General features: G+C 73.1%; 23 protein-coding genes (1 of these 23 cut by a window edge). 14 read left to right on the plus strand and 9 right to left on the minus strand.

Annotation, left to right across the window (positions count from 1 at the left end):
• Positions 1 to 22 precede the first annotated feature (22 nt).
• From OHT74_RS23630 to OHT74_RS23640, 3 genes are all read right to left on the minus strand, one after another.
• Complete coding sequence (locus OHT74_RS23630) at positions 23 to 1,759, minus strand: LCP family protein (RefSeq protein ID WP_328621311.1); 1,737 nt, start codon at positions 1,757 to 1,759, stop codon at positions 23 to 25.
• Between the two features lie 224 nt (positions 1,760 to 1,983).
• Positions 1,984 to 3,192, minus strand: coding sequence for an LCP family protein (locus tag OHT74_RS23635; protein WP_266666469.1), 1,209 nt, complete (start codon positions 3,190 to 3,192; stop codon positions 1,984 to 1,986).
• Between the two features lie 204 nt (positions 3,193 to 3,396).
• Positions 3,397 to 4,149, minus strand: a complete 753-nt coding sequence (locus OHT74_RS23640) for a TIGR03089 family protein (RefSeq protein WP_328621312.1) — start codon at positions 4,147 to 4,149, stop codon at positions 3,397 to 3,399.
• Positions 4,150 to 4,289: 140 nt separating this feature from the next.
• On the opposite strand from OHT74_RS23640, the gene OHT74_RS23645 reads away from it, so the two are divergent.
• Both OHT74_RS23645 and OHT74_RS23650 read left to right on the plus strand, forming a co-directional pair.
• Entirely contained in the window at positions 4,290 to 5,714 is a 1,425-nt protein-coding gene (locus OHT74_RS23645) for a peptidoglycan recognition protein family protein (protein WP_328621313.1), read from the plus strand.
• 178 nt (positions 5,715 to 5,892) lie between these two features.
• Positions 5,893 to 6,927: a DNA-3-methyladenine glycosylase family protein gene (locus OHT74_RS23650; RefSeq protein ID WP_328621314.1), complete on the plus strand. Its 1,035-nt coding sequence runs from the start codon at positions 5,893 to 5,895 to the stop codon at positions 6,925 to 6,927.
• An 11-nt stretch (positions 6,928 to 6,938) separates the two neighbouring features.
• Here OHT74_RS23650 and OHT74_RS23655 read toward each other — a convergent pair whose 3' ends face one another.
• The 3 genes from OHT74_RS23655 to OHT74_RS23665 are packed head-to-tail and all read right to left on the minus strand — an operon-like array spanning position 6,939 to position 9,762.
• Positions 6,939 to 8,243, minus strand: a complete 1,305-nt coding sequence (locus OHT74_RS23655) for a coenzyme F420-0:L-glutamate ligase (protein WP_266666477.1) — start codon at positions 8,241 to 8,243, stop codon at positions 6,939 to 6,941.
• Complete coding sequence (gene cofD, locus OHT74_RS23660) at positions 8,240 to 9,199, minus strand: 2-phospho-L-lactate transferase (RefSeq protein WP_266666479.1); 960 nt, start codon at positions 9,197 to 9,199, stop codon at positions 8,240 to 8,242. Before cofD ends, OHT74_RS23655 begins: the two co-directional genes overlap by 4 nt.
• Before the next feature lie 53 nt (positions 9,200 to 9,252).
• The gene (locus tag OHT74_RS23665; protein WP_266666481.1) at positions 9,253 to 9,762 is read right to left on the minus strand and encodes a cysteine dioxygenase; all 510 of its coding nucleotides are present in this window, start codon (positions 9,760 to 9,762) and stop codon (positions 9,253 to 9,255) included.
• A gap of 646 nt (positions 9,763 to 10,408) precedes the next feature.
• On the opposite strand from OHT74_RS23665, the gene OHT74_RS23670 reads away from it, so the two are divergent.
• From OHT74_RS23670 to OHT74_RS23680, 3 genes are all read left to right on the plus strand, one after another.
• Positions 10,409 to 10,672: a WhiB family transcriptional regulator gene (locus OHT74_RS23670; protein WP_003983763.1), complete on the plus strand. Its 264-nt coding sequence runs from the start codon at positions 10,409 to 10,411 to the stop codon at positions 10,670 to 10,672.
• 267 nt (positions 10,673 to 10,939) lie between these two features.
• Positions 10,940 to 14,581: a glycosyltransferase family 2 protein gene (locus tag OHT74_RS23675; protein ID WP_266666483.1), complete on the plus strand. Its 3,642-nt coding sequence runs from the start codon at positions 10,940 to 10,942 to the stop codon at positions 14,579 to 14,581.
• Positions 14,578 to 16,056 carry a DUF5719 family protein gene (locus OHT74_RS23680; protein WP_328621315.1) on the plus strand — a complete coding sequence of 493 codons (1,479 nt, stop codon included), beginning with the start codon at positions 14,578 to 14,580 and terminating at the stop codon, positions 16,054 to 16,056. The genes OHT74_RS23675 and OHT74_RS23680 overlap by 4 nt, the downstream gene beginning before the upstream one ends.
• A 38-nt stretch (positions 16,057 to 16,094) precedes the next feature.
• Here OHT74_RS23680 and OHT74_RS23685 read toward each other — a convergent pair whose 3' ends face one another.
• The gene (locus OHT74_RS23685) at positions 16,095 to 16,574 is read right to left on the minus strand and encodes a metallopeptidase family protein (protein WP_266666487.1); all 480 of its coding nucleotides are present in this window, start codon (positions 16,572 to 16,574) and stop codon (positions 16,095 to 16,097) included.
• A gap of 137 nt (positions 16,575 to 16,711) precedes the next feature.
• On the opposite strand from OHT74_RS23685, the gene OHT74_RS23690 reads away from it, so the two are divergent.
• The 8 genes from OHT74_RS23690 (at position 16,712) to OHT74_RS23725 (ending at position 25,144) form a co-directional block, all read left to right on the plus strand.
• Positions 16,712 to 17,092, plus strand: a complete 381-nt coding sequence (locus OHT74_RS23690; protein WP_266666489.1) for a DUF3499 domain-containing protein — start codon at positions 16,712 to 16,714, stop codon at positions 17,090 to 17,092.
• 76 nt (positions 17,093 to 17,168) lie between these two features.
• Entirely contained in the window at positions 17,169 to 18,539 is a 1,371-nt protein-coding gene (locus OHT74_RS23695) for a phosphomannomutase/phosphoglucomutase (RefSeq protein WP_266666491.1), read from the plus strand.
• 273 nt (positions 18,540 to 18,812) lie between these two features.
• Positions 18,813 to 18,998, plus strand: coding sequence for a Trm112 family protein (locus OHT74_RS23700; RefSeq protein WP_266666493.1), 186 nt, complete (start codon positions 18,813 to 18,815; stop codon positions 18,996 to 18,998).
• Positions 18,999 to 19,138: 140 nt separating this feature from the next.
• Positions 19,139 to 20,272: an SIS domain-containing protein gene (locus OHT74_RS23705; protein ID WP_266666495.1), complete on the plus strand. Its 1,134-nt coding sequence runs from the start codon at positions 19,139 to 19,141 to the stop codon at positions 20,270 to 20,272.
• Positions 20,273 to 20,315: 43 nt separating this feature from the next.
• Positions 20,316 to 21,473 carry a mannose-6-phosphate isomerase, class I gene (gene manA, locus OHT74_RS23710; protein ID WP_328621316.1) on the plus strand — a complete coding sequence of 386 codons (1,158 nt, stop codon included), beginning with the start codon at positions 20,316 to 20,318 and terminating at the stop codon, positions 21,471 to 21,473.
• Between the two features lie 93 nt (positions 21,474 to 21,566).
• Entirely contained in the window at positions 21,567 to 22,502 is a 936-nt protein-coding gene (locus tag OHT74_RS23715; RefSeq protein WP_266666500.1) for a cation diffusion facilitator family transporter, read from the plus strand.
• A 495-nt stretch (positions 22,503 to 22,997) separates the two neighbouring features.
• The gene (gene ahcY, locus OHT74_RS23720; RefSeq protein ID WP_328621317.1) at positions 22,998 to 24,434 is read left to right on the plus strand and encodes an adenosylhomocysteinase; all 1,437 of its coding nucleotides are present in this window, start codon (positions 22,998 to 23,000) and stop codon (positions 24,432 to 24,434) included.
• An 89-nt stretch (positions 24,435 to 24,523) separates the two neighbouring features.
• Complete coding sequence (locus OHT74_RS23725) at positions 24,524 to 25,144, plus strand: hypothetical protein (RefSeq protein ID WP_266666504.1); 621 nt, start codon at positions 24,524 to 24,526, stop codon at positions 25,142 to 25,144.
• A 45-nt stretch (positions 25,145 to 25,189) separates the two neighbouring features.
• Here the strand turns inward: OHT74_RS23725 and OHT74_RS23730 are convergent, their stop codons facing one another.
• Entirely contained in the window at positions 25,190 to 25,345 is a 156-nt protein-coding gene (locus OHT74_RS23730) for a hypothetical protein (RefSeq protein WP_328621318.1), read from the minus strand.
• Entirely contained in the window at positions 25,342 to 26,331 is a 990-nt protein-coding gene (locus OHT74_RS23735) for an RDD family protein (RefSeq protein WP_328621319.1), read from the minus strand. Before OHT74_RS23735 ends, OHT74_RS23730 begins: the two co-directional genes overlap by 4 nt.
• A 111-nt stretch (positions 26,332 to 26,442) precedes the next feature.
• On the opposite strand from OHT74_RS23735, the gene OHT74_RS23740 reads away from it, so the two are divergent.
• A protein-coding gene (locus OHT74_RS23740) for a stage II sporulation protein M (RefSeq protein WP_328621320.1) crosses the window boundary here: on the plus strand, positions 26,443 to 26,553 show its 5' portion. It continues 897 nt past the right edge of the window; only the first 111 of its 1,008 coding nucleotides appear in the window; it begins with the start codon at positions 26,443 to 26,445; its stop codon lies off the right edge, out of view.

The following is a 26,553-nucleotide window of genomic DNA, read 5'->3' on the forward strand; positions in this document are numbered from 1 at the left end:
CGGCCTTCTTGCCCTGCTCGGCCTACTTGGCGCAGACCGCCTTGTCGGCCTCGACCCGCTGAATGTCCTCCGGCGCCTTCTGCGGCGCCGTCAGCGAGACCCCCGCCCCCTTGTAGTCCGCGCCGAGCGTCAGCTTCATCGGGGTCTTGGGCGCGGCGTCCGCCGAGCCCATCTTCAGTGCCGTGGCCGGCAGGCCCATCATGTCGGCCAGCGCCCGGGCCTGGTCGGCCTGGTTGGGCGCGTACTCCAGCTGGGTCGTGTCGACCTTCGCGGGCGCATTACCGCGGTTGCTGGCCTTGTTCACGCCCTTGCTGTTCTGCAGCCAGCCCAGGGTGGTGGAGGCCGAGCCCCCGGGGCCGCCGCCGTTGTAGATGTCCACCCGTACGTCGCCCGCGGGTGCGCGGTTGCCCTGGAGCAGGGCGTCCGCCTTGCTCTTCGCCTCCGCGTCGGCCGCGTCCTTCGCCGCCTGCTCCTTCTTCTCGACCTCCGTCAGCGAGACGTCGCCCTGAATCATCTTCAGCAGCGGATCGGCCAGGCGCTGGTCGACGACGACGGTCGCCTTCTTGCCCTCGGGCTCGGCCGGGTTGTCGAGCACCGGGAGCGTGGTGAAGGTGATGTTCTTCAGGTCCATGTCCTTCAACTCACCGGCGAGGTTGGTGAGTTTGTCGATGGACCCTATGCCCGAGTCCACGTTCAGCGACTTGGTGGCCGCCTCCGCGAGGGAGAAGAACTTCTTCGGACTGGTCAGCGTCTCCTTCGACTTCATCTCGCGCATCATCGAGCCCAGGAACTGCTGCTGGGTCTTGATCCGGTCGAGGTCGCCGTGGTTGCCGAACGAGTGCCGGGTCCGTACGAAGGCCAGGGCCTGCTCGCCCTGCAGCCGGTGCTCGCCGGCGTCCAGCTTCAGCTTGGAGTCCTTGTCGTCCACGGCCTTCGCCAGGCAGACCGGAACGCCGCCGACCGCCGTGCTCAGCACCTTCACCGCGTTGAAGTCGACCATCATGAAGTGGTCGATGGCGACCCCGGTGATCTCCTTCACCGTACGCATGGTGCAGCCCGGGTCGCGGCCCTCCTGGCCGAGGCTGATGTTGAACCGGGTCCCCTTCTCACCGGGGATGGTCTTCGTCGTACCGTCGGGCTGCTTCGTCGGGCACGCCGGGATGTTCGTGATCAGGTCGCGCGGGATGGACAGCGCGGTGGCGTTGCTGCGGTCCTTGGCGACGTGGAACAGGATCGTGGTGTCGGCGTGGCCGACGCTCTCCGCGTCCCCGTAGCCCTCGTTGCCCGCGCCGCTGCGCTTGTCGGTGCCGATGACCAGGATGTTGATGGGCTGGTCCTTCTTGAACCCGCCCGTGCCCGCATCGCCGACGTCGGTGACCTTGAGGTTGTTGTTCAGGTGGTCGTAGTAGAGGTACCCGCCCACCGAACCGCAGACCAGCAGGAAGGCCAGGGTGCCGCCGGTGACGACCAGGATCTTCTTGCGCCGGCCACCACCTCCGCCGCCCTTGCGCGGACGTCCGCCGCGCCGCCCGGGCGGACCCTCGCCGCGCCGCGGCGAGGGCACCGCCGGGGACGGGGCCTTGGGGGCTGCCGGCGCTCCGGGGCGGGCCGAGGACGATCTGCGGGGCGCTGCGACCGAGGGCTGCTGCTGCGCAGCGGAGCGGTCCAGTCGCAGTTCGTAGTTGCCTGTGCGGGGATTGAGCACCCACTGGTCTGCGGGGTCGATCTCGTCCGCCCGCCCACGGCTTTGCGCATCCACGGTTGCTCGAATCCTCCGTCGGTGCCTCGCGACGCGCCTCCCCCAAGACGCCCGGTCAACGATCCGGCTGCTGGTGCACGGCCTCTTTGCTGGCCGGGGCACCGGATCGCTCACCTTATCCGGCCAGGTCAACTGCAAACCATGGTGGTGACAAATTCCACTCCCCTTATAACGGGCCAAACCCCCCAACCCCTTCTGTTCGGGCACTGCCTTTGGGGATTGCTTTACCGGCAATCGGCCGTGCCCGCCGTGGTTCCCGTGAAGGTGGGGACGGGAGCCGGGGCGGAGCCGGTTCCCGACGGGGGTGCGGAGGCCTCGGGTTCGGCGGCGCGGGCGGTCTCCCGGAGCCGTTCGGTTTCGGCCGTCGGCGGGGTCACCGTCAGCGGCCTGTCCGTCCGCAGCTGCTCGAAGAGTCGGTCTGCGTCCGGCTGCACCAGCTCGTCCCGGTTCGGGTCGGCGGCGTACGGGCGGCGGGGCACCGTCAGGAACTTGACCTGCTCGGCCGGTATGTCCCGGATGCCCCGAACCAGTTCGTACAGGTCGCGGAGTGAGGCCAGCCCCGGGTCCGTGGTCACCGAGGAGGTCGCCGCGTCCAGCAGGGGGTACAGCCGGCCCGGGTTCAGCAGGACCCCGTTGCTCTGCACCTTCTTGACCAGCGAGCCGAGGAACTGCTGCTGGCGCTCCATCCGTTCGGTGTCGCTGCCGTCGCCCAGGCTGTGGCGGGCGCGCACGAAGCCGAGGGCCTGCTCCCCGTGCAGGGTCTGCAGGCCGGCCGGGAGCTTCAGCTTCGCCTCGGGGTCGTTCATCGGCTGCTTGAGGCAGACCTCCACCCCGCCGACCGAGTCGACCATCTTCTTGAAGCCGCCGAAATCCACCACCATGTGGTGGTCGATCCGGATTCCGGTGAACTTCTCCACCGTACGGATCGTGCAGGCGGCCCCGCCCCACTGGAACGCCCAGTTGAACTGCGCGAGCCGCTCGGTGGTCCGGATCCCGCCCTCCGTCAGGCAGGCGGGGATCCGCGTCATCAGGTCCCGGGGTATCGAGACCGCCGTCGCGCTCCTGCGGTCCGCGGGCAGGTGCAGCAGGATCGCGGTGTCCGAGCGCTCGGTGCCCCGGTCCTGCCCGTACCGGGCGTTCTCCTCGCCGGAGCGCGAGTCCGAGCCGATCAGCAGGATGTTCTGCGCGTCGCCCACGAGGTGCGTGGGGCGCTCCCGCTCGTAGCGCTCGAGCTCGGCAGCCGCGGACGTGTCCTCGGTGATGTTCGCGTCGAGCTTGCGGTAGAGCCACCAGCCGGTGGCCGCCCCGGCCAGGACCAGCAGGGCCAGCCCGAGCCCGATCCAGCGCAGCAGACGGCGCCGGCGGCCGCGCGGAGGCTTCGAGGAGCCTCCGCCGGCCCGGGTGCCGCCCGGTATGCCTGCGCTGTCCGTCACTCGCGTTCCGTCCCCTCGCCGCACCGGCTGTGCCGGTCACACGTGCGGGCCGTACGGGTGGATGCACGGCCTCTGCCGATCGTGCCCCCGGCCCGTCGGGGCGGCCCGGGGGCAGGCCCCTGTCTAGGGCCATGCGGGTGACAGATCGCCCGGCTCTGCCGTTGGGCGGAGTGGGTGACGGCGCAGCCCCGCGACAGGACCTCGTCAGGCGGCGGTGTGGGTGACGCGCTCGCTCTCGATCCGCTGCGCCAGGCCGTCCGCCGGCAACCGGTCCAGGTTCCGGCACAGCACCACGGACCCGCCCGCCGCCAGCGCGGCGAACAGCCCCGCCGACAGCCCGTCCCAGCTGTCGTAGCCGAGTCCCGACAGCAGCCGCGAACCCTCGCCGAGCCCGAGCTTCGCCGCGTCCTCGCGGGCGCGCTCGACGATCCGTACGTACGAGAGCTCCTCGCCGCCGACCACCAGCCCCGGGCCGTTCGCGTCCACGGGGACGAACGGGGCGAACCGGTCGCCCTGTCCCGGCACCTCCACCGCGTAGTCCGCGAACCCGGCGGGCGGCTGCGGGAAGCGCCCGCCCAGCGGCCGCAGCGCGAGCGCCACCCGCTCGCCGGAGCAGGCCGCGGCCTCCTCCAGGGTGTCGGGCCCGCTCACCACCAGATCGGCGCCGGCCGGATCCCCGCCCACCTCGGCGACGACCCCGACCGAGGCGCAGGCGAGCAGCCACACGGCGCTCTGCCAGTGCGCGGGGAGCAGCAGCGCGAGCCGGTCACCGGGCTCGGCGCCCAGGTCGCCCTGGAGCAGATTGGCGGTCTTGGCCACCCAATTGGCGAAGGTGGCGACGGACAATTCGACGCGCTCGCCCGTGGCGTCGTCGTAGAAGGTGACGAGAGGGCGGCCCGGATCGGCGGCGAGCGCGGATCGCAGCAGGTCGGCAGGGGTGCGGTCAGTGGCGTTCACCCGCCCCAGCCTACGCGCGGGCCCTCGCCCGTACGGCGGGAACCGGGTCCTCCGTACGGACGAGGGACACGCGCCCCGGATCGGACGGGCCGTCAGTTCTCCGATGGCGCTTCGTGGTGAGTGTGCTCAGCATCGCTTTCATGCATGGATTCCTTGCTTCCTCGATCGGTGTCGCGACGGCCGCAGCCCTGGCCCTGCCGCTCGCGCTCTCCACTCCGGCCCTGGCCGCGCCGTCCATGAGCGCGGCCGCCCCCGTGGCCCCAGCCGGGTCCACCCAGTCGCTGCCGCTCGCCCCGCTGGGGCCCGCGGCCGACCGGTCCCCCGGCGCCCCCGGCATGAGCGCCTCGCCGCGGCTGCCCGAGACCCAGGGTCTGCCGCCGCGCGAGGTCAAGAGGTTCTCGCTGGTCGGCGTCGTCTGGGACGACGCGAGCACCCAGTTGTTCGGCCGGGTCCAGGTCCGCACCCGCGCGGTGGCGACCGGGACCTGGTCCCACTGGCAGGACATCGAGACCCACAACAGCGAACACGCCCCCGACCTCGGCACCGCGGAGAGCGGCACCGGCCGGGTCCGCGGCAGCACGGCCCCGCTGTGGGTCGGCGACTCCGACGGGGTCGAGGTCCGCGTCCAGGCGGAACCCGGAGCCCCGGCCCCCCGCGCGGCGGCCCGGCTCCCGTCCGGCATGCGGATCGAACTCGTCGACCCGGGCGCGACGGACCCGGTGACGGTGGTCGACGCCAAGAACGGCACCTCGGGCACGTCCGACGAGCCCGAGGGCGACGACAAGGGCGACGTGGAGGCCCTGCCGGGCATGACCATGGAGACGGCGGAGTCCTCCTCCGCGAACGTCCCGCTGGCCCCGCTCGGCGCGAAGGAGATCGCCGAGCTCAACAAGGCGGACTCCACCGCCGACGCGGTCCTCGCCAGCGACGGCGCCCTCAGCGCGGCGGCCCGCCCGTACATCGGCCCGCGGCCGCGGATCGTCACGCGGCTGGGCTGGGGCGCGGACGAATCCCTGCGCGAGGCGGGGTTCGTCTACACGAGCACGGTCAAGGCGGCCTTCGTCCACCACAGCGCCTCGGGCAACAACTACACCTGCAAGGACGCCCCGAAGGTGCTGCGCAGCCTGTACCGCTACCACGTGGTCAGCAGCGGCTGGCGCGACATCGGCTACAACTTCGCCGTCGACAAGTGCGGCACGGTGTACGAGGGCCGGGCGGGCGGCGTCGCCAAGGCGGTGCAAGGCGCGCACACCATGGGCTTCAACACGGACAGCATGGGCATCGCGGTGATCGGCACGTACACGACCACCACGCCGCCCGCTGCCGCGGTGAAGGCGGTGGCCCAGCTGACGGCGTGGAAGCTCGGGCTGTTCAACCGGGACCCGCGGGCGAAGACCACCCTGAAGTCGGGCGGCGGCAACCTCTTCGCGAAGGGCACGAACGTGAAGCTGAACGTCATCTCGGGCCACCGCGACGGCTTCGCCACGGAATGCCCGGGCAAGCTCCTGTACGGCCAACTCCCCCCCACCCGCACCTCATCGGCCAAGCTCCAAGGCCGGCCCTAGCAAGATCCGGCCCCGCCGGCGATCGAGGCGCTGGGGATCCCCCCCAGCGGTAGCTGGAGGAGGCTCCGGGGGCAGAGCCCCCAGGAGCGGCGCCGCAGCCGTGCGGGGTCCGGGCGGAGCCCGGGGAAAGGTGGAAGGGCGGATAGGGGACCGGCCCCGCAGGGCTACGCTCAATGGCATGGCCGGCCGCTTCGACCCCCTCACCCGCACCGCCGTCCGCGGCGGCCGCACCACCGTGCCCGCAGCCACCGCCGGGCCCGGCGCCGAAAGCGGGCCCGCCACGACCGGGGCCCGGCCCCTGGCCCGAACCTGGACCCCCGAGGGCGTCGTCGACCTCGGGCTCACGCTCGGCCCGCTCAGACGCGGCCCCGGCGACCCCACCTTCCGCACCACCCCCGACGGCTCCGTCTGGAAGACCACCCGCACCCCCCAGGGCCCGGCCACCCTCCGCGTGGCACTGAGCCGAGGCACCGGTACCGCCGAAGCAGAGGCCTGGGGCCCCGGCGCCGAGTGGATGCTCGACGGCCTCCCCGCCCTCCTCGGCGACGGCGACGACCCCGCCGCCTTCGTCCCCCGCCACCGCCTCCTGCACGCCAGCCACCGCCGCCGCCCCGGCCTCCGCCTCACCCGTACCGGACTGGTCCTGGAGTCCCTGATCCCGACCGTCCTGGAGCAGAAGGTCACCGCCGACGAGGCGTACCGCGCCTGGCGGCGCCTGGTGTGCCAGTACGGGGAGCCCGCTCCCGGCCCCGAGCACGGCCCGCAGGGCCTGTACGTCATGCCCGACGCCCGGACCTGGGCGCTGATCCCGTCCTGGGACTGGCACAAGGCCGGCGTCGACGCCAAGCGCTCTGCCGCGATCGTCCGCTGCGCCCGTGTGGCGAACCGGCTGGAGGAGGCCGCCGCGATGGAGCTCCCGCAGGCCGCCGCCCGGCTGGAGGCCGTACCCGGCATCGGCCCGTGGACCTCCGCCGAGACCCTCCAGCGCAGCAACGGCGCCGCCGACGCGGTCACCACCGGTGACCTGCACCTGCCCGGCATCATCGGCTACGCCCTCGCCGGGAACCGGGACGCGGACGACGCCGCCATGCTGGAGCTGCTCGCCCCGTACGCCGGCCAGCGCCACCGTGCGGCCCGCCTGATCCTCCTCGCGGGCCACGCGCCGCCCCGCCGCGCCCCGAGGATGCGGAAGACGGACATCGGGAAGCTCTGACCGGCCGCCCGCTACCGGACCTCGATGAAGTCGTCCGCCGACCGCGCCGGCCGCTCCCGGGGGGCCTCGGCCGCGTGGCCCACGGCCACCGCGCCCATCGGGTCCCAGCCCTGCGGCAGCCCGAGCACCTTGCGCACCACGTCCCGGCAGAACATCGTCGAGGACACCCACGCCGAGCCCAGCCGCTCCCCGGCCAGCGCGACCAGGAAGTTCTGCACGCCCGCGCCCATCGCGACCACGAACATCTCCCGCTCCGCCGCATCGCGCCGGGCGTGCCCGTAGTCGTGCGCGCCGTCCGTCACCATGCACGGCACCACCAGGTACGGGGCCTGGCGCAGCACGTCCCCGCGCCGCACCCGCTTGGCGATGGACTCCTCGGACTTGCCGTCCCGCCGCAGGTCCTCGACCCACGCGTCCCGCATCGCGTCCAGCAGCTCCAGCCGCGCCGCCGCCGACTCGAGCAGGACGAACCGCCACGGCGTCGTGTGGTGCGGCGCCGGGGCCGTCACGGCCGCCGCCACCGCCCGGCGGACCGCGCCGGGGTCCACCGGCTCCGCCGTGAAGGCCCGTACCGTACGGCGCTGCGTCACGGCTTCCCGTACCGCCTCCGAGGTGCCCAGCCGGAACATGTCGTCGGCCGGCGAGCGCACCAGGTCGGCCGCCGTCGAACCCTCGCCCAGTACGTGCCCCAGCCCGCGTACGACCGCCACCGGCAGCCCGGCCGCCTTGCCCTTGACCAGGTCTCCGGCCGCGGCCAGCTCGTCCGCCGTGGCCACTATCGTCGCGCTCAGCGGATTGCCGTGGGCGTCCGTACCGCCGCGCAGGTCGTCCAGGACCCGCACCCCGGCCGAGCCGATCGCCACGTCCGTGAGCCCGGTGCGCCACGGCCGCCCGAAGGTGTCGGTCACGATGACGCCCACGTCGACGGACAGCAGCTCGCGCAGGCCGACGCGGATCGCGGCGGCCGAGGCGTCGGGGTCCTCGGGCAGCAGCAGCACCGTGCCCGGCTCGGTGTTCGAGGCGTCGACGCCGGCCGCCGCCATGACCAGCCCCTGCCGGTTCTCGACGATCCGCAGCGGGCCCCGGCGCGCGACGACCCGTACGGTCTCCGCGTCTATGACGTCCTCGCGGGAATCGGCGCGGACGATCCGGCCCTCCGCCTTGGAGACGATCTTCGAGGTGACCAGCAGGACGTCCCCGTCCCGCAGCCCCGGCCCGGCCGCAGCAATGAGCCGCGCGAGGTCGTCGCCGGGGCGGACCTCCGGGATCCCGGCGACGGCACGCACCTCGTACGAGGGAACGGAGGGGGGACTCACCGGGAGGCCTCCGCGAGCTCCAGCGCGGCGCGGGCCATCGCGGCGGTGGCGGCCAGGTCGGTCATCATCAGCGGCACCGCGCGGCAGGCGATCCCGGCGGCCTCCACCTCGGCGACCGCGTCCGCGTCGGAGGTGTCCACGAGCCAGCCGTCGAGCAGGTCGCTCCCGTAGTGCAGGGCGACGGCCGCGGCGGTGGACTCGACGCCGACGGCGGCGAGCACCTTGTCGGCCATCCCGCGCACGGGCGCGCCCCCGACGATGGGGGAGAGGCCGACGACGGGCGCCCCGGCGGCGGCCACGGCCTCGCGGATGCCGGGCACGGCGAGGATGGTGCCGACCGAGACGACCGGGTTGGACGGCGGGAGGACGATCAGGTCGGCGGCCGCGACGGCCTCGAGCACGCCGGGAGCGGGCTTGGCCTGCTCGGCGCCGACGGGTACGACGGCCTCGGCGTCGAGCGAGGCGCGCAGCCGGACCCAGTACTCCTGGAAGTGGATGACGCGGCGTTCGCCGGTGTCGGGGTCGTTCACGGCGACGTGGGTCTCGACGCGGTCGTCGGACATGGGCAGCAGCCGGACCCCGGGCTGCCAGCGGTCGCAGAGCGCCTCGGTGACGGCGCTCAGCGGGTAGCCCGCGCCGAGCATCTGCGTACGGACGATGTGGGTGGCGAAGTCGCGGTCGCCGAGGCCGAACCAGGTGGGTCCGACCCCGTACGCCGCGAGCTCCTCCTTGACGGTGAAGGACTCGTCGGTGCGGCCCCAGCCCTGGTCCTCGTTGATGCCACCGCCGAGGGTGTACATCACCGTGTCCAGATCGGGGCACACCTTCAGCCCGAACAGGTGAATGTCGTCACCGGTGTTGCCGATGACCGTGATGTCCGCGTCGGGAACCGCCGACTTGAGTCCGCGGAGGAAACGGGCGCCGCCGATGCCGCCGGCCAGAACAACAATGCGCATGCAGCGCAGTCTGTCAGGCGCGGCCCGGCCAGGTCGGACGTGGTCCGGTCGCGTCAGACGGAAAGGGCCTCGGAGTGGGCCGGGGAGCAGTTGTGCATCGGCATCTCGGTCAGGCCCGGGAAGTAGACGTGCAGGCTGACCGCTCCGTCGAGGCCGTCGTTGACGACGTCGTGGGCGTACCCGGGGGCGAAGACGCGCTGGGAGCCGGCGCCGAGGGCGAGCGGTCCGCGCGGGCCGTGCTCGGTGAGCTCGCCGTCGAGGACGGTCAGGACGCCGGAGGAGGAGCCGTGGTCGTGCAGGCCGCTGCCCTGGCCGGGGACCCAGCTGAGCAGCCAGACCTCGTAGCCGGGGCCGGTGCGCAGCCGGTGGTACCAGCGGGTGGTGGCGTCGTACTCGACCAGGTGCTCCCACTCGGCGCGGTTCGCGGCGATGGTGCGCGCGAGGCCGACGAACTCGGCGACGGTGGCCGGGTGCTCGCGGGCGGGCTGCAGGAGGTGCTGGACGGAGAGGATGTCGCCGGCGATCTGGAGGTCGCTCTCGACGGATACGGGAGTGGTGTTCATCGGGGAGTCCTCGATGGATGTCAGTCGTGCTGGCGGTCGCTGTGGGGGTGGCCGGAGCTCAGGGGAGCCGGGGCTCCGAAGGCATCAACAGCAGCAACAGCAACAGCGAACCTGGGCAGCGCACAGGAACCCACGAATGGGGGTCCGGGTGGCTGCTGAGGTCACTGACATGGGGACAAGGAGACCGGGTCGGGGGCCGGACTGTCAACCCAATGCCTCGTTTGTCGCGAAAGTTTCATCTGATCCGGTTGCTGTGCTCGGAGAAAGGTTTGTGCATACCGATGCAGGGGAGGTGGCGCTCCACGTCACGCCGGAGCCCACCGAACCGCCCGGACAACGACACGCCGCTCCGTGACCGGAATGTGATCTGTGCCGCTTCTTTGGCTTGATCGCAACCACGCCGCGGAGTGGCACGTCGATTGCGGGTGAACAGGGGCACAGTGGGACGCCAGAGGCATGTGTCACGATTTTTGGCGATATGAACACTTTCTGCATACGCTTGGTTCCGCAGAGTGAATAAGGGGCCCAATAGCAGATCTCGGCTTGACTGCGCTGGAGCGGCCCACTTGTAATTTCACTCGTGTCGTTACGTAGCGATCAGTAACGGCACCACCACGGGGACGCACAGACAGAGCGAGGGGCGCACATGACCGAGCTGTTTCAGGAACTGCTGGTCGAGGAGGCGGACGAAGAGCTCGGATGGCAGGAGCGTGCTCTTTGCGCCCAGACCGACCCCGAGTCCTTCTTTCCCGAGAAGGGCGGCTCCACCCGCGAGGCCAAGAAGGTCTGCCTCGCCTGCGAAGTCCGCTCCGAATGCCTCGAGTACGCCCTCGCCAACGACGAGCGATTCGGCATCTGGGGCGGCCTGTCCGAGCGCGAACGCCGACGGCTGAAAAAAGCAGCCGTCTGAGTACGCAGCGCAACACGGAGCAACACAGCGCAACGCTGGGCAACACCGGTCGGTACGCAGAACAAGCTCCGGAACAAAGCTTCGGAACAAAGCAATGAGCAGAGCAAACGGTCCGCCTCCTGCACCTTCCCCGCAGGAGGCGGACCGCTGTGTTCCCAGCCGTTAGTGTGGGGCGCTGTCCAGCAGCCTCCGGGAGCACAACCACCCCCGGACCCACTCCCCGGACCGCGTCCGGGGGGACCCCCAGGCCGGAGGGCCAGTAGAGCGATGTCCCTGCACAGCCAGTCGACGGCCTCCCACCAGGCTGCCGCCACACCCGAGTTCCCCCGGCACGTGGTCACCGCGGTCCTCGTCACCCACGACGGCGCCCGCTGGCTGCCCAGGACGCTCGCCGGCCTCCTCGGCCAGGAACGCCCCGCGCAGAGCCATGTCGCCGCCGACACCGGCAGCGCCGACGAATCCGCGCGCCTGCTCGGCGAGGCCCTCGGCGAGGACCGCGTCCTCCACCTCGCCCGCCGCACCGGCTTCGGCGCCGCCGTCGACGAAGCCGCCCGCACCGCGGGCACCCTGAGCCCCGAGGACCTCCCGTACCTCAAGCGCCCCAGCGGCTGGGACCCCGTCAGCCGCACCTGGCACGACGACGCCTACGACCTCCCCGAACTTCCCCACGGCGAACCCGTCCAGTGGCTCTGGCTGCTCCACGACGACAGCGCCCCCGAGCCCGACGCCCTCACCGAACTGCTGCGCGTCGCCGAGGACAACCCCGACGCCGCAGTCATCGGCCCCAAGCTGCGCGGCTGGTACGACAAGAAGCAGCTCCTCGAGGCCGGCGTCACCATCGCCCGCAGCGGCCGCCGCTGGACCGGCCTCGACCGCCGCGAACAGGACCAGGGCCAGCACGACCAGGTCCGCCCCGTCCTGTCCGTCTCCACCGCCGGCATGCTCGTGCGCCGCGACGTGTACGAGGCCCTCGGAGGCTTCGACCGCCGCCTGCCCCTCATGCGCGACGACGTCGACCTCTGCTGGCGCGCCCAGAGCGCCGGTCACACCGTCCTCGTCGCCCCCGACGCCGTCCTGCGGCACGCCGAGGCCTCCGCCCGCGAACGCCGCACCGTCGACTGCGCCGGACGTACGAGCGCCAGCCCGCACCGCGTGGACAAGGCCGGCGCTGTCTACACGGTGCTCGCCAACAGCTCCGGCCGCGCCCTGCCGTACGTCCTGCTGCGCCTCCTCGTCGGCACCGTGCTCCGCACCCTCGCCTACCTCGTCGGCAAGGCCCCCGGGCAGGCCGTCGACGAGATCACCGGCCTCCTCGCCACCCTGCTGCGCCCCGGCCGGATCCTCGGCGCCCGCCGCAGACGGGGCCGCCCCGCCGTCCCCGCCAAGGAACTGCGCCCCCTGTTCCCGCCGCCCGGCGCGAGCCTGCGGGCCAACGCCGAACAGCTCGCCGGGTACTTCGGCGGCGACCGCGACACCGACACGGCCGCCATCGGCCGGCACGGCGGAGCCGTCGAGTCCGGCCCCGGCGGCGACGACGCCGACTACCTCGAGATCGAACAGTTCGCGCGCCTCAAGCGGATCGCCCGCAACCCCGCGCCCGTCCTCTTCGCCCTCCTCCTGCTCGTCTCCGTCATCGCCTGCCGCGCCCTGCTCGGCGGCGGCTCCCTCATGGGCGGCGCCCTGCTGCCCGCCCCCGACAGCGGGCTCGCCCTCTGGCGCAGCTACACCGACGACTGGCAGCCCGTCGCCGCCGGCTCCACCGCCGGGGCGCCCCCGTACCTCGCCGTCCTCGGCGCCTTCGCCACCCTGCTGTTCGGCTCCACCAGCGCGGCGCTGACCCTGCTGCTGGTCTGCTCGGTCCCGCTCGCCGGGCTCACCGCCTACTTCGCCTCCCGGCCGCTCGTCGACTCCCGGCTGCTGCGCGCCTGGGCCGCCGTCGCCTACGCCTTCCTGCCCGCCGTCACCGGCGCCCTCGCCGGCGGCCGCCTCGGCACCGCCGTCCTCGCGATCCTGCTCCCGCTCATCGCCCGCTCGGCGGTCGCCGCGTTCGGGTTCGGAGGAGCCGAAGGCGACCGGGGCAGCCGGCGCCCGGTGTGGACGTACACCCTCCTGCTGACCCTGGCCACCGCCTTCACCCCCGTCGTGTGGCTGCTGGCCGCCGTCCTCGGCACCGCCGCCCTCGTGCTGCGCCGCGCCGAGTGGAAGACGTACGGCCTGCGGCTGCCGGTCACCCTCGCCGTCCCGCTCCTCGTGCTCGCCCCCTGGTCCCTGACCCTGCTCATGCACCCCGGCCGGCTCCTGCACGAGGCCGGCCTGCCGTACGGATCCGGCTCGGCCACCGCCCTGGACCTCCTCGGCATCAGCCCCGGCGGCCCCCGTACCGCCGGCGGCCTGCTGCTCATCGGCATCGTCCTCGCCGCCCTGGCCGCCCTGCTGCGCGCCGAGCGCCGGTTCGCCGTCCGCACCGCCTGGGCCGCCGCCCTGGCCGCCCTGCTCCTGGCCGTCGTCGTCAACCGCACCGGCTGGGCCGGGCCCGCCACCCTCGTCTACGGACTGGCCCTCCTCGCGGCCGCCGCCGTCGGCGCCGAGGGGGCCAAGGAACGCGTCGCCGCCAGCAGCTTCGGCTGGCGCCAGCCGCTGGCCGCGCTGATCGCGCTCGGCGCCGTCGCCGGCCCGCTGCTCGGCGCCGCCGGCTGGATGATCAGCGGCGCCGACGGCCCGCTGGAGCGGCGCGACCCGGTCCAGGTCCCCGCGTTCGTCGCCGAGGAGAGCGGCACCCGCGACCAGGCCCGCACCCTCGTCCTCGGCGGCACCTCGCCCGCCACCGTCTCCTACACCCTGGTCCGCGGCTCCGGCGGCCGCCTCGGCGACGCCGAACTCGCTGCCGCGGCCGGCAGCAGCCCCCAGCTCGACAAGGTCGTCTCCAGCCTCGTCGCCGGCTCCGGCGCCGACCAGACCGACCAGCTCAGCGGCTTCGCCATCCGCTACATCCTGGTCCGCGACGGGGCCCCGCAGCAGATGCGCAAGGTCCTCGACGCCACCCCTGGCCTCAGCCGCCTCAGCCAGCTCGACGGCAGCGCCCTGTGGCGCGTGGACCGCCAGGTCGCCCGCGCCGCCATCGTCTCCGGCAAGCCGGGCGAGGCCCCCATCCCGGTCGCCTCCGGCCCCGTCGAGGCCCACACCAAGATCCCGGCGGGCGAGGCGGGCGGTGCCGGTCGAGTGCTGCGCATCGCCGACCGGGCCGCCCCCGGCTGGCAGGCCACCCTCGACGGCAAGTCCCTCAAGCCCAAGACCCTCGACGGCTGGGCGCAGGGCTTCGAACTGCCCGCCGCCGGCGGCCGCCTCGACCTCGTCCACGAGGACGCGCTGACCCGGACCGCCTGGCACTGGGCCCAGGGCCTGCTCGCGCTGGTGCTGCTCGTGATGGCCCTGCCCGGCCGCCGGGCGAGCCTCGACGACGACCTGCCCGAGGAGGAGGCGGAGGCCGCCGACGGGTCCGCCGCGGGCGAGGCCGGAGAGGGCCGCCGGGCCCGCCGGCTGCGTGCCGGGGCGGAGTCCGCGGCTGCCGCGAAGGCCGCCGCCGAGGAGCCCTCGGGCGCGGTCGCCGATCCGTACGCGGAGATCCCGGCGCAGCCGGTGTACGGGGAGGAGACGTACGCGTACCAGGCCTACGGCGACCAGGGCTACGCGTACGACCAGCAGCCCCAGCAGCCCCAGCAGCCGTACGTGCCGGCGCCCGCCCAGGCCCCGGAGTACGAGCAGTACCCCTACCCGCAGCAGGGCTACGACGACCCGCAGGGTTACCCGCAGCAGCCTCAGCAGCCGCCGTACCCCTACCCGCCGTACGAGCAGCCGTACGACACCTACGGACAGCACGACCCGCGTCCGGACGGGAGCCCCCAGCAGTGAAGCAGCGCGCACCCCTGACGCTGGCGGCGGTGGCCGCGGCCCTGGCGGCCGTCACCGGCGTCGGATACCTCACCGCCCCCGCCGCCCCGGCCGCCGACGACCGGACGGCGGCCGCGGCCCGGATGCCGGTGGAGCGGTCCGCGCTGGTCTGCCCGGCGCCCAGCTCCTCGGACATCGCGGAGACCACGTACACGGCGATCACCCCCGGCGCCGCCGGGGGCGGCAAGGGCACGGCCCGCCTCCTCGGCGCGACCAAGGAGGCCAAGCCGGTGCTCGAGCTCAAGGAGCGCGGCAAGCCGGCCGGGGCCGCCGCCTCCGGCGCGGAGGCGCCCGCACTGGTGGGTGTCGCCGACGGGATCCTGGCCCCCGGCTGGACCGCGCAGCAGACCACGAAGGTCTCGGTCGGCCGGGCGCGCGGCGTCCTCGGCGTCAGCTGCACCGCGCCCGGCACCGACTTCTGGTTCCCCGGCGCGAGTACGGCCAAGGGGCGCGAGGACTACGTGCACCTCACCAACCCGGACGACACCGCGGCCGTGATCGACATCAAGATGTTCGGCCCGGACGGGGCGGTCAAGTCCGAGGGCGGCACCGGCGAGAACATCCGGATCGACCCCAAGTCCACCAAGTCCGTCTCGCTTGCCTCCCTCGCCCCCGGCGCCCAGCTCGCGGACGTCACCGCCCATGTGACGACCCGGGCGGGCCGGGTCGGCGCCTCCGTGCAGGTCGGCGAGGAGGGGGTGGGCGCCGACTGGCTGCCGGCCTCCACCGACCCGGCGGGCTCGCTGGTGCTGCCCGGGATTCCGGCGGACGCCACCTCCGTACGGCTGGTCGCCTTCGCGCCGGGCGAGGAGGACGCGGACCTCACCGTCAAGCTGGCCGGGCCGAACGGCTCGATCAGCCCGGCGGGCAACGAGCAGCTGCACCTCAAGGGCGGCATGACGACGACCCTCGACCTGAAGGACGTGACCCGCGGTGAGGCGGGCTCGCTCCTGCTGGCCCCGGCGAACGACAAGAAGGCCGTGCCGGTGGTGGCGGCCCTCCGCGTGGTCCGCGGCAGCGGCGCCAAGCAGGAACTGGGCTTCGTCCCGGCGACCGGGCCCGTGGGGACGCGCGCCACGGTCGCCGACAACCGGGCCGACGAGAACGCGACGGTGCTCTCGCTGACGGCGGCGGGCGGAACCGACGCGAAGGTGAAGGTGACGGCCTCGCCGGGCACCGAGGCAGGGGAGCCGGCCTCGAAGGAGGTCACGGTCAAGGCGGGCACGACGCAGACGGTGTCACTGGCCCCAGCCGGGGCCAAGGGCGCCTACGCGCTGACGGTGGAGACCGTCTCCGGCGGCCCCGTGTACGCGGCCCGCACCCTGACCCTGCCCCACGAGGGCACCCCGATGTTCACGATCCAGCCGCTGTCGGACGACCACGCGATGGTCTCGGTCCCCAAGGCCACCCAGGACCTCACGGTCCTGACCGACTAGGTCGTCTCCTTCGCAGTTCGCGCCCGCGGTACGGCCCGTCAGTCCTGGCCGTACCGCGGGTCCACCGTCTCCGGGGACAGCCCCAGCAGCTCAGCCACCTGCTCCACCACGATCTCGTGCACGAGCAGCGCCCGTTCGTCCCGGCTCTTCGTGCGGATCTCCACCGGCCGCCGGAACACCACGACCCGCGCCGGCCGCCCCGTCCCCGCCGCCTCCGACAGCGCCCCGAGCGGCACCGCCTCGTCGTTCCAGCCGGCGTCCGGACCGCCCGGCGGCCCGGGGACGTCCGCGACCACGAACTCCACCTCCGCCAGCTGCGGCCAGCGCCGCTCCAGCCGCTCGACCGAGTCCCGTACGAGGTCCCCGAACAGCTCCGCCCGGCTCGCCGACAGGGGCACCTGCGGCGGGGCCAGCGGCCCGCGCATCCCGCGCCCGTGCCGGTCGCGACGGCGGGGCCGCGGCTCGGCGGGAGGCTCGGCAGGGCGGGGCGGGCCGGGAGGCAGGGGGCTGTCCGTCACCCCCGCAGCGTAGCCCCCGCAACCCCTCCCACCCGGGGGTTTCCGGACCCGCCGCGCCCCGCCGCAGGCACGACACGGGGAGTGGCCCGCGGGAGAGTCGTCGCGGCCCGGTCAAGAGTGCGGTACCGTCCAACGTCGTGAGCCTTGTACGTCGCTGTTCGCGCACTGCGTGCGGCCGCCCTGCCGTCGCGACACTGACGTACGTCTACGCCGATTCGACCGCAGTTCTCGGCCCGCTCGCCACCTATGCGGAACCCCACTGCTACGACCTGTGCGCCGAGCACTCCGAGCGCCTGACCGCCCCGCGCGGCTGGGACGTCGTGCGCCTCACCGACGGCTCCGCGCCGTCCCGCCCGAGCGGCGACGACCTCGAAGCCCTGGCCAACGCCGTCCGCGAAGCGGCCCGCCCCCACGACCGCGCCGCCGAGGCCGGCGGAACCCGGCAGGGCAGCGGCGGCGGCAACACCGGGGAGACCCGCCGAGGACACCTGCGCGTCCTGCGTTCGCCCGACTCCTGACATACACATGGTCTGAAAAGTCGCTCTCCGTGCAGGGTAGGTTTGCCCCACGCACAGCACCTCAGGAGGGCAGGCAGTGGCCGCAGATCTTTCGAACATCGTCAAGGCGTACGACGTACGTGGTGTCGTACCGGACGAGTGGGACGAGTCGCTGGCCGAGCTGTTCGGTGCCGCCTTCGTCGAGGTCACCGGCGCCACTGCGATCGTCGTCGGCCACGACATGCGGCCCTCCTCGCCCGCCCTGTCCGGCGCCTTCGCCCGCGGCGCCGCCGCCCGCGGCATCGACGTCACCCTGATCGGGCTGTGCTCCACCGACCAGCTGTACTACGCCTCCGGCACGCTGGACCTGCCCGGCGCGATGTTCACGGCCTCGCACAACCCGGCCCGCTACAACGGCATCAAGCTCTGCCGGGCCGGAGCCGCCCCCGTCGGCCAGGACACCGGCCTCTCCGCCATCCGCGAGCTCGTCGAGAAGTGGTCCGACCAGGGCGCACCGGCCGTCGCCGACGGCACCCTCCCGGGCACGGTCACCGAGCAGGACACCCTCGCCGGGTACGCCGAGCACCTCAAGTCCCTCGTCGACCTCAGCAGCATCCGCCCGCTGAAGGTGGTCGTGGACGCCGGCAACGGGATGGGCGGCCACACCGTCCCGACCGTCTTCGAGGGCCTGCCCCTCGACGTCGTCCCGATGTACTTCGAGCTGGACGGCACCTTCCCGAACCACGAGGCCAACCCCCTCGACCCGAAGAACATCGTCGACCTCCAGGCCCGCGTGAAGGCCGAGGGCGCCGACCTCGGCCTCGCCTTCGACGGCGACGCCGACCGCTGCTTCGTCGTCGACGAGCGCGGCGAGGGCGTCTCCCCGTCCGCCGTCACCGCCCTGGTCGCGGCCCGCGAGCTGGCCCGCAACGGCGGCACCGGCACCGTGATCCACAACCTGATCACCTCCTGGTCCGTCCCGGAGGTCGTCCGCGAGCACGGCGGCACCCCCGTCCGCACCCGCGTCGGCCACTCCTTCATCAAGGAGGAGATGGCCAGGTCCGGCGCCATCTTCGGCGGCGAGCACTCCGCGCACTACTACTTCAAGGACTTCTGGAACGCGGACACCGGCATGCTCGCCGCGCTCCACGTCCTCGCGGCCCTCGGCGGCCAGGACGGCCCGCTCTCCGACCTGGTCGCCTCCTACGACCGCTACGAGGGCTCCGGCGAGATCAACTCCACCGTCGCCGACCAGGCCGGCCGGCTCGCCGCCGTCAAGGCCGCGTACGGCACCGCCGAGGGCATCACCCTCGACGAGCTCGACGGCCTGACCGCCAGCTCCGCCGACTGGTGGTTCAACCTGCGCGCCTCCAACACCGAGCCGCTGCTGCGCCTCAACGTCGAAGCCCGCGACCCCGCGACCCTCGTCAAGGTCCGCGACGAGGTCCTCGCCCTCGTCCGCGCCTAGGTCGTGTCGTCAAAGTCGCGTCTGGCTGGCGGGGCCTGGCACGCACGCTCGCCGCGTTGTCGTCGGTCACCGACGCTCCGCGTCGATTCCCTCCTCCGCCTTGCGATCGCACGCACCAGGCCCCGCCAGCCCCGCCCTTCGGGCGGCCGACGCCACTTTGACGACGCTCCCTAGGTCGCCTCTCACAACACCGTGTCACCGCCGGGCCGCGCGACGTGCGGCCCGGCGGTACGCTGACCTCGCCCAATCCGCATGTTCGAAGGGAACCGCCCCATGCCGCTCGAAGCCGGCCTTCTGGAGATCCTCGCCTGCCCCGCCTGCCACTCGCCCCTCGAGGACAAGTCGGCCGACGAAGCGGCTCCCGAGCTGATCTGCACCGGCCGGGACTGCGGCCTCGCCTACCCGGTCCGCGACGGCATCCCGGTCCTCCTCATCGACGAGGCCCGCCGCCCCGCCTGAGCCGCCGCCCGGCACCCGGGGCGTCCAGCCCCAGGCCGCGCGGGCACCGCACAGGCACCACGGGGCGCCCGTCGCAGCGCCGGGCGCCCGAGCAACCGAGTCGCCCGCCCTTCTGAACCAGCTGTCAGCCGGAGGCCGCAATGCTCGACGAGTCGCTCCTCGACGCACCGGACGAACTCGCCCGCGCCGACCGCCGCGGCCTGCTCCGCGGCGCCGCCGAGGCCGGGGCCAGAGTCCGTACCGCAGCCCGGCACGCGACCGACGCGGGCCTCGCCGACCTGCGCCCCGACGGTCGGCCGCGCGCCGTCCTCATCGCAGGCCCCGGCACCGCCGCCACCGGCGTCGCCGACCTGCTCGGCGCCCTCGCCGGAGCCTCCGCACCCGTCACCCGCCTGCACCCCACCGGCGTCGCACACGCCGCCGGCGCCCTGCGCTGGGCGCTGCCCGGCTGGGCCGGCTCCGTCGACCTGCTGCTCCTCGCCACCACCGACGGCACCGAACCAGGGCTCGCCGTCCTCGCCGAGCAGGCCTACCGGCGCGGCTGCACCGTCGTCGCCGTCGCGCCCGAGCGCTCCCCGCTGAGCGAGGCCGTGGACGGCGCGCACGGGCTCCTCGTACCGATGGCCAAGGCCCCGTACCAGGAGTACGACGAATCCGCCGCGGCCGGACCCGGCGCCCTGTGGGCCCTGCTGACCCCGCTGCTCGTGCTCCTCGACAAGGTCGGGCTGATCACCGCCGCCCCGGACACCCTCCAGGGCGTCGCCGACCGGCTCGACCGCACCGCCGAGCGCTGCGGACCGGCCATCGCCACGTACTCCAACCCGGCCAAGACCCTCGCCGCCGAGCTCGCCGACACCCTCCCGCTCATCTGGAGCGAGGGCGCCGGCGCGGGCCCGGCCGGCCGCCGCTTCGCCGCCACGCTCGCCGAACTCGCCGGCCGCCCCGCACTGGCCGCCGACCTCCCCGAGGCGCTGCCCGCCCACGGGGTCCTGCTCGCCGGCTCCTTCGCCGCCGGCGCCGATCCCGAAGACTTCTTCCGTGACCGGGTGGAGGAGCCCCAGGCCCTCCGTGCCCGCATCGTCCTGCTGCGCGACCGGCCCACGGGCGGCCTCACCGCCGCCCCGGCCGCGCGCGAGCTCGCCCTCAGCCACGACACGGCCATCAGCGAGCTCGAACCAGAGGAAGGCAGCGAACTGGAACAGCTCGCCGAACTCCTCGCCGTCACGGATTTCGCCACCGCCTACCTGGCGCTGGCGACCAGGGGACACGGCTGAGCACACCACCGTGCCGGCCCTTCATCCAGGAAGACGGACGAAGATGGACCGCCTGACGAACACGATCCGCCCCTACGCCTGGGGATCGACCACCGCGATCCCCGAGCTCCTCGGCGTCGCACCCACCGGGGAGCCCCAGGCCGAGATGTGGATGGGCGCGCACCCGGGCGCCCCGTCCCGCCTCGACCGCGGCGCCGGCGAGACCACCCTCGCGGACGTCATCGCCGCCGACCCCGAGCGCGAGCTCGGCGCGGCCGCCGTCGCCAGGTTCGGCCCCCGGCTGCCCTTCCTCCTCAAGATCCTCGCGGCCGGGGCCCCGCTCTCCCTCCAGGTCCACCCCGACCTCGCGCAGGCGAAGGAGGGCTACGCCGACGAGGAGCGCCGCGGGATCCACGTCGATGCGGCCCACCGCAACTACAAGGACCCCAACCACAAGCCCGAGATGATCTGCGCGCTCACCCACTTCGACGGCCTGTGCGGCTTCCGCCCGCCGCTGGAGGCCGCCGACCTGCTCGCGGGCCTCGGCGTCAACTCCCTCGTGCCGTACGTCGACCTGCTCCGGGCCCACCCGGAGGAGGCGGCCCTGCGCGAGATGCTCACCGCCGTACTGACCGCGGACCGCGCCGAGATGGCCCGTACGGTGGCCGAGGCGGGCGCCGCGATCGAACGCCTCGGGGGCCCGTACGCGCCGTACGCCTCGCTCGTGCACCACTTCCCGGGCGACCCGGGCGTGATCGCGGCCATGCTCCTCAACCACGTCCGACTCCAGCCCGGCGAGGCCATGTTCCTCGGGGCGGGCGTCCCGCACGCCTACCTCGACGGCCTCGGCGTGGAACTGCTGGCCAACTCCGACAACGTGCTGCGCGCCGGACTCACCCCCAAACACGTGGACGTGCCCGAGCTCCTGAAGATCGTGCGGTTCGATCCCGGTGACCCGGCCGTGCAGCGCCCGGAGGGCAACGGCGAGGAGGTCTACGAGTGCCCCATCGACGAATTCCGGCTCTCCCGCTTCGCCCTGGCCGCCGGCGCCGCCCCGCACACCCTCCCGGACGACGCCCCGCAGATCCTGCTCTGCACGGCCGGCCGCCCGAGGGCCGGCGAAGTGACGTTGTCCCCTGGAGAGTCGGTCTTCGTCCCGGCAGGCGAAAAGGTCGAACTATCCGGAATCGGCACGATCTTCCGCGCCACCGTCGCCCTCTGACGTGGCGTCCGGGGCTACTGCTGCAACAATGTGCCGCCGTAGCGCGGCGCCCCGGGCAGGGGCGCCGTACAGAGGAAGGGACTCCGGAAACCCATGAGCGCGTCGGGCGGTACCAGGGCGATCGTGGCGGCACTCGCCGCCAATCTCGCCATCGCTGTAGCCAAGTTCGTGGCCTTCGTCTTCAGCGGCTCGTCGTCGATGCTCGCGGAAAGCGTCCACTCGCTGGCCGACTCCGGGAACCAGGGGCTGCTGCTCCTCGGCGGAAAGAAGGCCCAGCGCGAGGCGACGCCGCAACACCCCTTCGGGTACGGGCGCGAACGCTACATCTACGCCTTCCTCGTCTCCATCGTGCTCTTCACCGTCGGCGGCATGTTCGCCATCTACGAGGGCGTCGAGAAGGTCCAGCACCCGCACCCGATCGAGGCCTGGTACTGGCCGATCGGCGTGCTCGTCTTCGCCATCATCGCCGAGAGCTTCTCCTTCCGTACGGCGATCAAGGAGTCGAACGAGATCCGCGGCACGCTGACGTGGACCCAGTTCATCAGGCGCGCCAAGGCCCCCGAGCTTCCGGTGGTCCTGCTGGAGGACTTCGGCGCGCTCGTCGGCCTGGTCCTGGCCCTCGGCGGCGTCGGCCTCGCGCTCGCGACCGGCGACGGCGTCTGGGACGGCATCGGCACCCTCTGCATCGGCACCCTGCTGCTCGTCATCGCGGTCGTGCTGGCCGCCGAGACCAAGTCCCTGCTGCTCGGCGAGGCCGCGGGCACGGAGGACGTCGAGAAGATCAAGGCCGCTCTCGTCGACGGCGACGTCGTCACCCGCGTCATCCACATGCGCACCCTCCACCTCGGCCCGGAGGAGCTCCTGGTCGCCGCGAAGATCGCGGTCGAGGGCAACGACACCGCGACGCAGGTGGCGGACGCCATCAACGCCGCCGAGGCCCGGATCCGCGAGGCGGTCCCGATCGCCCGCGTGATCTACCTGGAGCCGGACATCTACCGCGCGGAGTCGGACACCTCCGCCAAGGCCTGACGCGGCCCCCGTACGCGGGAAGGCCCCCGCGGCGCAGATGCGCCGCGGGGGCCTTCCCGCGTACGGACGGGGCGAGCACGCGCTACCAGTCGATCTCGCGGTGAGAGTCGGCGGGAGTGGTCACTGAAATCTCCTTCACGTCCACGCGCATACGAGTGATCCTCCGGCATCGTCCAACAGGGTGGAGGCGGTTCAAAAGACCGAATGACCTGAATATCGCCCGCCGGACGGCCCCTGTTCGCGCGGCTGTTCGTCCGGCCGTCGATGCGGCCGCCCGGGCAGCGACTTCTTCCCCTGCCCACTGGGGCGCGCTCCGCCGATCGGTGTAGATTCGTCATCAGTGTCAGGCGTCGCTGCTGATGGCGGTCGGGCGGTCCTCGCGACCGGCCGAGGGGAGAGAGGGCCCCCGACGGACTGAGTGCTCCGTGCACCGTCCCCACAGGCGATGCGCGGCTCAGCCGTACCCACCCTCTCGAACCATGAGGAGCAGCACCCATGGACTTCAAGGTCGCAGACCTTTCCCTTGCCGCCTTCGGCCGCAAGGAGATCACCCTGGCCGAGCACGAGATGCCCGGCCTGATGTCGATCCGCCGCGAGTACGCCGAGGCCCAGCCGCTGGCCGGCGCCCGCATCACCGGCTCCCTGCACATGACCGTTCAGACGGCCGTCCTGATCGAGACCCTGGTCGCCCTCGGCGCCGACGTCCGCTGGGCCTCCTGCAACATCTTCTCCACCCAGGACCACGCGGCCGCCGCCATCGCCGTCGGCCCGAACGGCACCCCGGAGAACCCGCAGGGCGTCCCCGTCTTCGCCTGGAAGGGCGAGACGCTGGAGGAGTACTGGTGGTGCACGGAGCAGGCGCTGACCTGGCCGAACACCCCCACCGGCGGCCCGAACATGATCCTCGACGACGGTGGTGACGCCACCCTCCTCGTCCACAAGGGCGTCGAGTTCGAGAAGGTCGGCTCCGCCCCGGACCCGTCCACGGCGGACTCCGAGGAGTACGGCTACATCCTCACCCTGCTGAACCGCACCCTCGGCGAGACCCCGCAGAAGTGGACGCAGCTCGCGTCCGAGATCCGCGGTGTCACCGAGGAGACCACCACCGGTGTCCACCGCCTGTACGAGATGATGGCCGAGGGCGCGCTGCTGTTCCCGGCGATCAACGTCAACGACGCCGTGACGAAGTCGAAGTTCGACAACAAGTACGGCTGCCGCCACTCGCTCATCGACGGCATCAACCGCGCCACCGACGTCCTCATCGGCGGCAAGGTCGCGGTCGTGTTCGGCTACGGCGACGTCGGCAAGGGCTGCGCCGAGTCCCTTCGCGGCCAGGGCGCGCGCGTCATCGTCACCGAGATCGACCCGATCTGCGCGCTGCAGGCGGCGATGGACGGATTCCAGGTCGCGACGCTGGACGACGTCGTCGAGACGGCGGACATCTTCATCACGACCACGGGCAACAAGGACATCATCATGGCCTCGGACATGGCCAAGATGAAGCACCAGGCGATCGTGGGCAACATCGGCCACTTCGACAACGAGATCGACATGGCCGGCCTGGCCAAGATCGAGGGCATCGTCAAGGACGAGGTCAAGCCGCAGGTCCACACCTGGAAGTTCCCCGACGGCAAGGTCCTGATCGTGCTCTCCGAGGGCCGTCTGCTGAACCTGGGCAACGCGACCGGTCACCCGTCGTTCGTGATGTCGAACTCGTTCGCGGACCAGACCCTGGCGCAGATCGAGCTCTTCACCAAGCCGCAGGAGTACCCGACCGACGTCTACGTGCTGCCCAAGCACCTCGACGAGAAGGTCGCCCGCCTCCACCTCGACGCCCTCGGCGTCAGGCTCACGACGCTCCGCCCGGAGCAGGCCGACTACATCGGCGTCAAGATCGAGGGCCCGTACAAGCCGGACCACTACCGCTACTGATCCCCACACGGCAGTAGCGACAGCACGTCACGCAGGCCCCCGGCGGAGATGCCGGGGGCCTGCCCCGTACTCAGGCAAGGACCGACACGATGCCCCGCGGCCGCTACTCGCTCCACGACCCGCACGACCACACCCCCCTCGGCGAGGAGCACTTCCACTGCGCCCCCGGCCCCTCCGGCTGGCGCTACGTCTCCCAGCTCACCGGCCCGGACGGCGACCACCGCGGCTCGGTCGACCTGGCGGTCGACGAACTCGGCCGCCCCATCCGCCTCGAGGTGAACGCCTCCAGCTGGCAGGTCCGCGGCGCCGCCATCGACGGAGTCACCTGGGTGCGCTCGGACCCCACCGGCACCGAGGCCACCGAGGGCAACGTCCCCGCCGCGGGTTTCACCGGCACCTCGCCGGCCTTCCTCGTCGCGACGGCCCGCCTGCTGCGCCTGACCCCCGGCGCACCCGCCACCCGGGTCCGGCTCGTCGCACTCACCGACCCGGTGCTGGCACCCCGTACGGTCGACCAGGCCTGGGCGCTGCTGGGGCGCGCCGAGCACGCGACGGACAGCGGGCCGCTGGTGGTGGACGAGTACCGGGTCACGGCTCTGGACACCGGCGAGGTCCACACGGTCCACCTGGCCGGGGACGTGGTCCTCGCGGCCCCGGGCATCGAGCTCGAACACCTGGAGACCCCGCCCTCGGCCTTCCCCGAGGACTGAAGCCGCCCGGCACTCCCCGGCCCGGCTCCGTGGCCCGGCCCCGCGTCAGTGATCCTCGTCCGGGTGGCTCCACTCGACCGCGCACGTCGCCGAAGGCGCGGCCTCCTTCGCGTACCAGGCGAGGGACTTCTCGAACTCCGGGCACCACAGGCGGGCGCGGCTGACGGAGACCGGGAAGTGCTGCGCAGGCCAGGCGATCACGCCGGGGGAGCGAACCCGGTCGCGGGCCGCGGTGGCACGGGAGCCGCCGGAGCGGGCGCCACCACCGGGGCGGCAGGCACTGCGGGTGCCCTGCCCGGGACCGGGGCCAAGAACGGCTGACCCGCGTGCGGTACGGCCTGAGGTACGGCCTGGGGTACGGACGCCCCGGGAGCCGGGTGCCCCCACGCGGGCGGCATCCCCGGGGGCATCCCGGGCAGGCCCGCCACCGCCCCGGGACCGGTGCCGAAGGCGCGGGCCGCGTCCCGGGTCTGCCGCTCGTGCACCACCGCCATCAGGAACGCTGCAGCCGGCACGCCCACCGGCGGCGGCGTCCCCGTACGCGCGACCAGATCGTCCGCGAGCTTCGCCGCCATCGCGGCGCCCACCTGCGGGTCCAGCTGGTTCATCCGCGTCAGGTACTGCCGTATCGCCAGCCACAGCCCGTCCGGCACGGCCGACAGATCCAGTCCGGAGAACCGTCCGGCCAGCCAGGGCGGCGGCGGAGGCATGGGCATCACCGGCGCCCCCGCCACCCGCTCCCGGACAACCAGCGCCCCCGCGAACACGTCCCCGAGCCGCCGTCCCCGCGCCGACACCAGCGACGCGATACAGGCCACGGCCCCGAAGGTCCCCAGTAGTTCCACGACCCCCATCGCCCCGCGCACCAGCGCATGCCGGAAGCGGATCGGCCCGCCGTCGTCGCGCACCACCCGCAGCCCGCAGGCGAGCTTGCCGAGCGAGCGCCCGTGGGACAGCGTCTCCACCGCGATCGGTACGCCGACCAGCACCAGGACGAAGCTCGCCACCGACACCGCGGCCTGTGCGGCCACGTCCAGCGAGGCGGTCGCGAAGGTCAGCCCGATCGAGATGATCAGGTACCCGGTGAGGTACAGGAGCAGGTCGAGGAAGATCGCCAGCGCCCGGCTCGGCAGCCTCGCCGGCCGCAAACCCAGGACGACCGCGTCCCCCGTCACCAGATCGCTCACCCTGCACACCTTTCCCGTGACCGGACCCGCCCCTTGGTCGTCCAGTCTGCCAAGCTGACCACGGTAGGAGTAAGCAGAAGCAGGGTCCTGGGGCAGGGGAGCGGTAACCGGATGGATCTCGACGTCTTCGTGACGGCCCACCGGGCGGAATGGGACCGCCTCGAACAGCTGCTGGGCCGCGGCCGCCGACTGACGGGCGCCGAGGCGGACGAGCTGGTCGCG

The sequence above is a fragment of the Streptomyces sp. NBC_00354 genome (genome assembly GCF_036106915.1).
GTDB lineage: Bacteria > Actinomycetota > Actinomycetes > Streptomycetales > Streptomycetaceae > Streptomyces.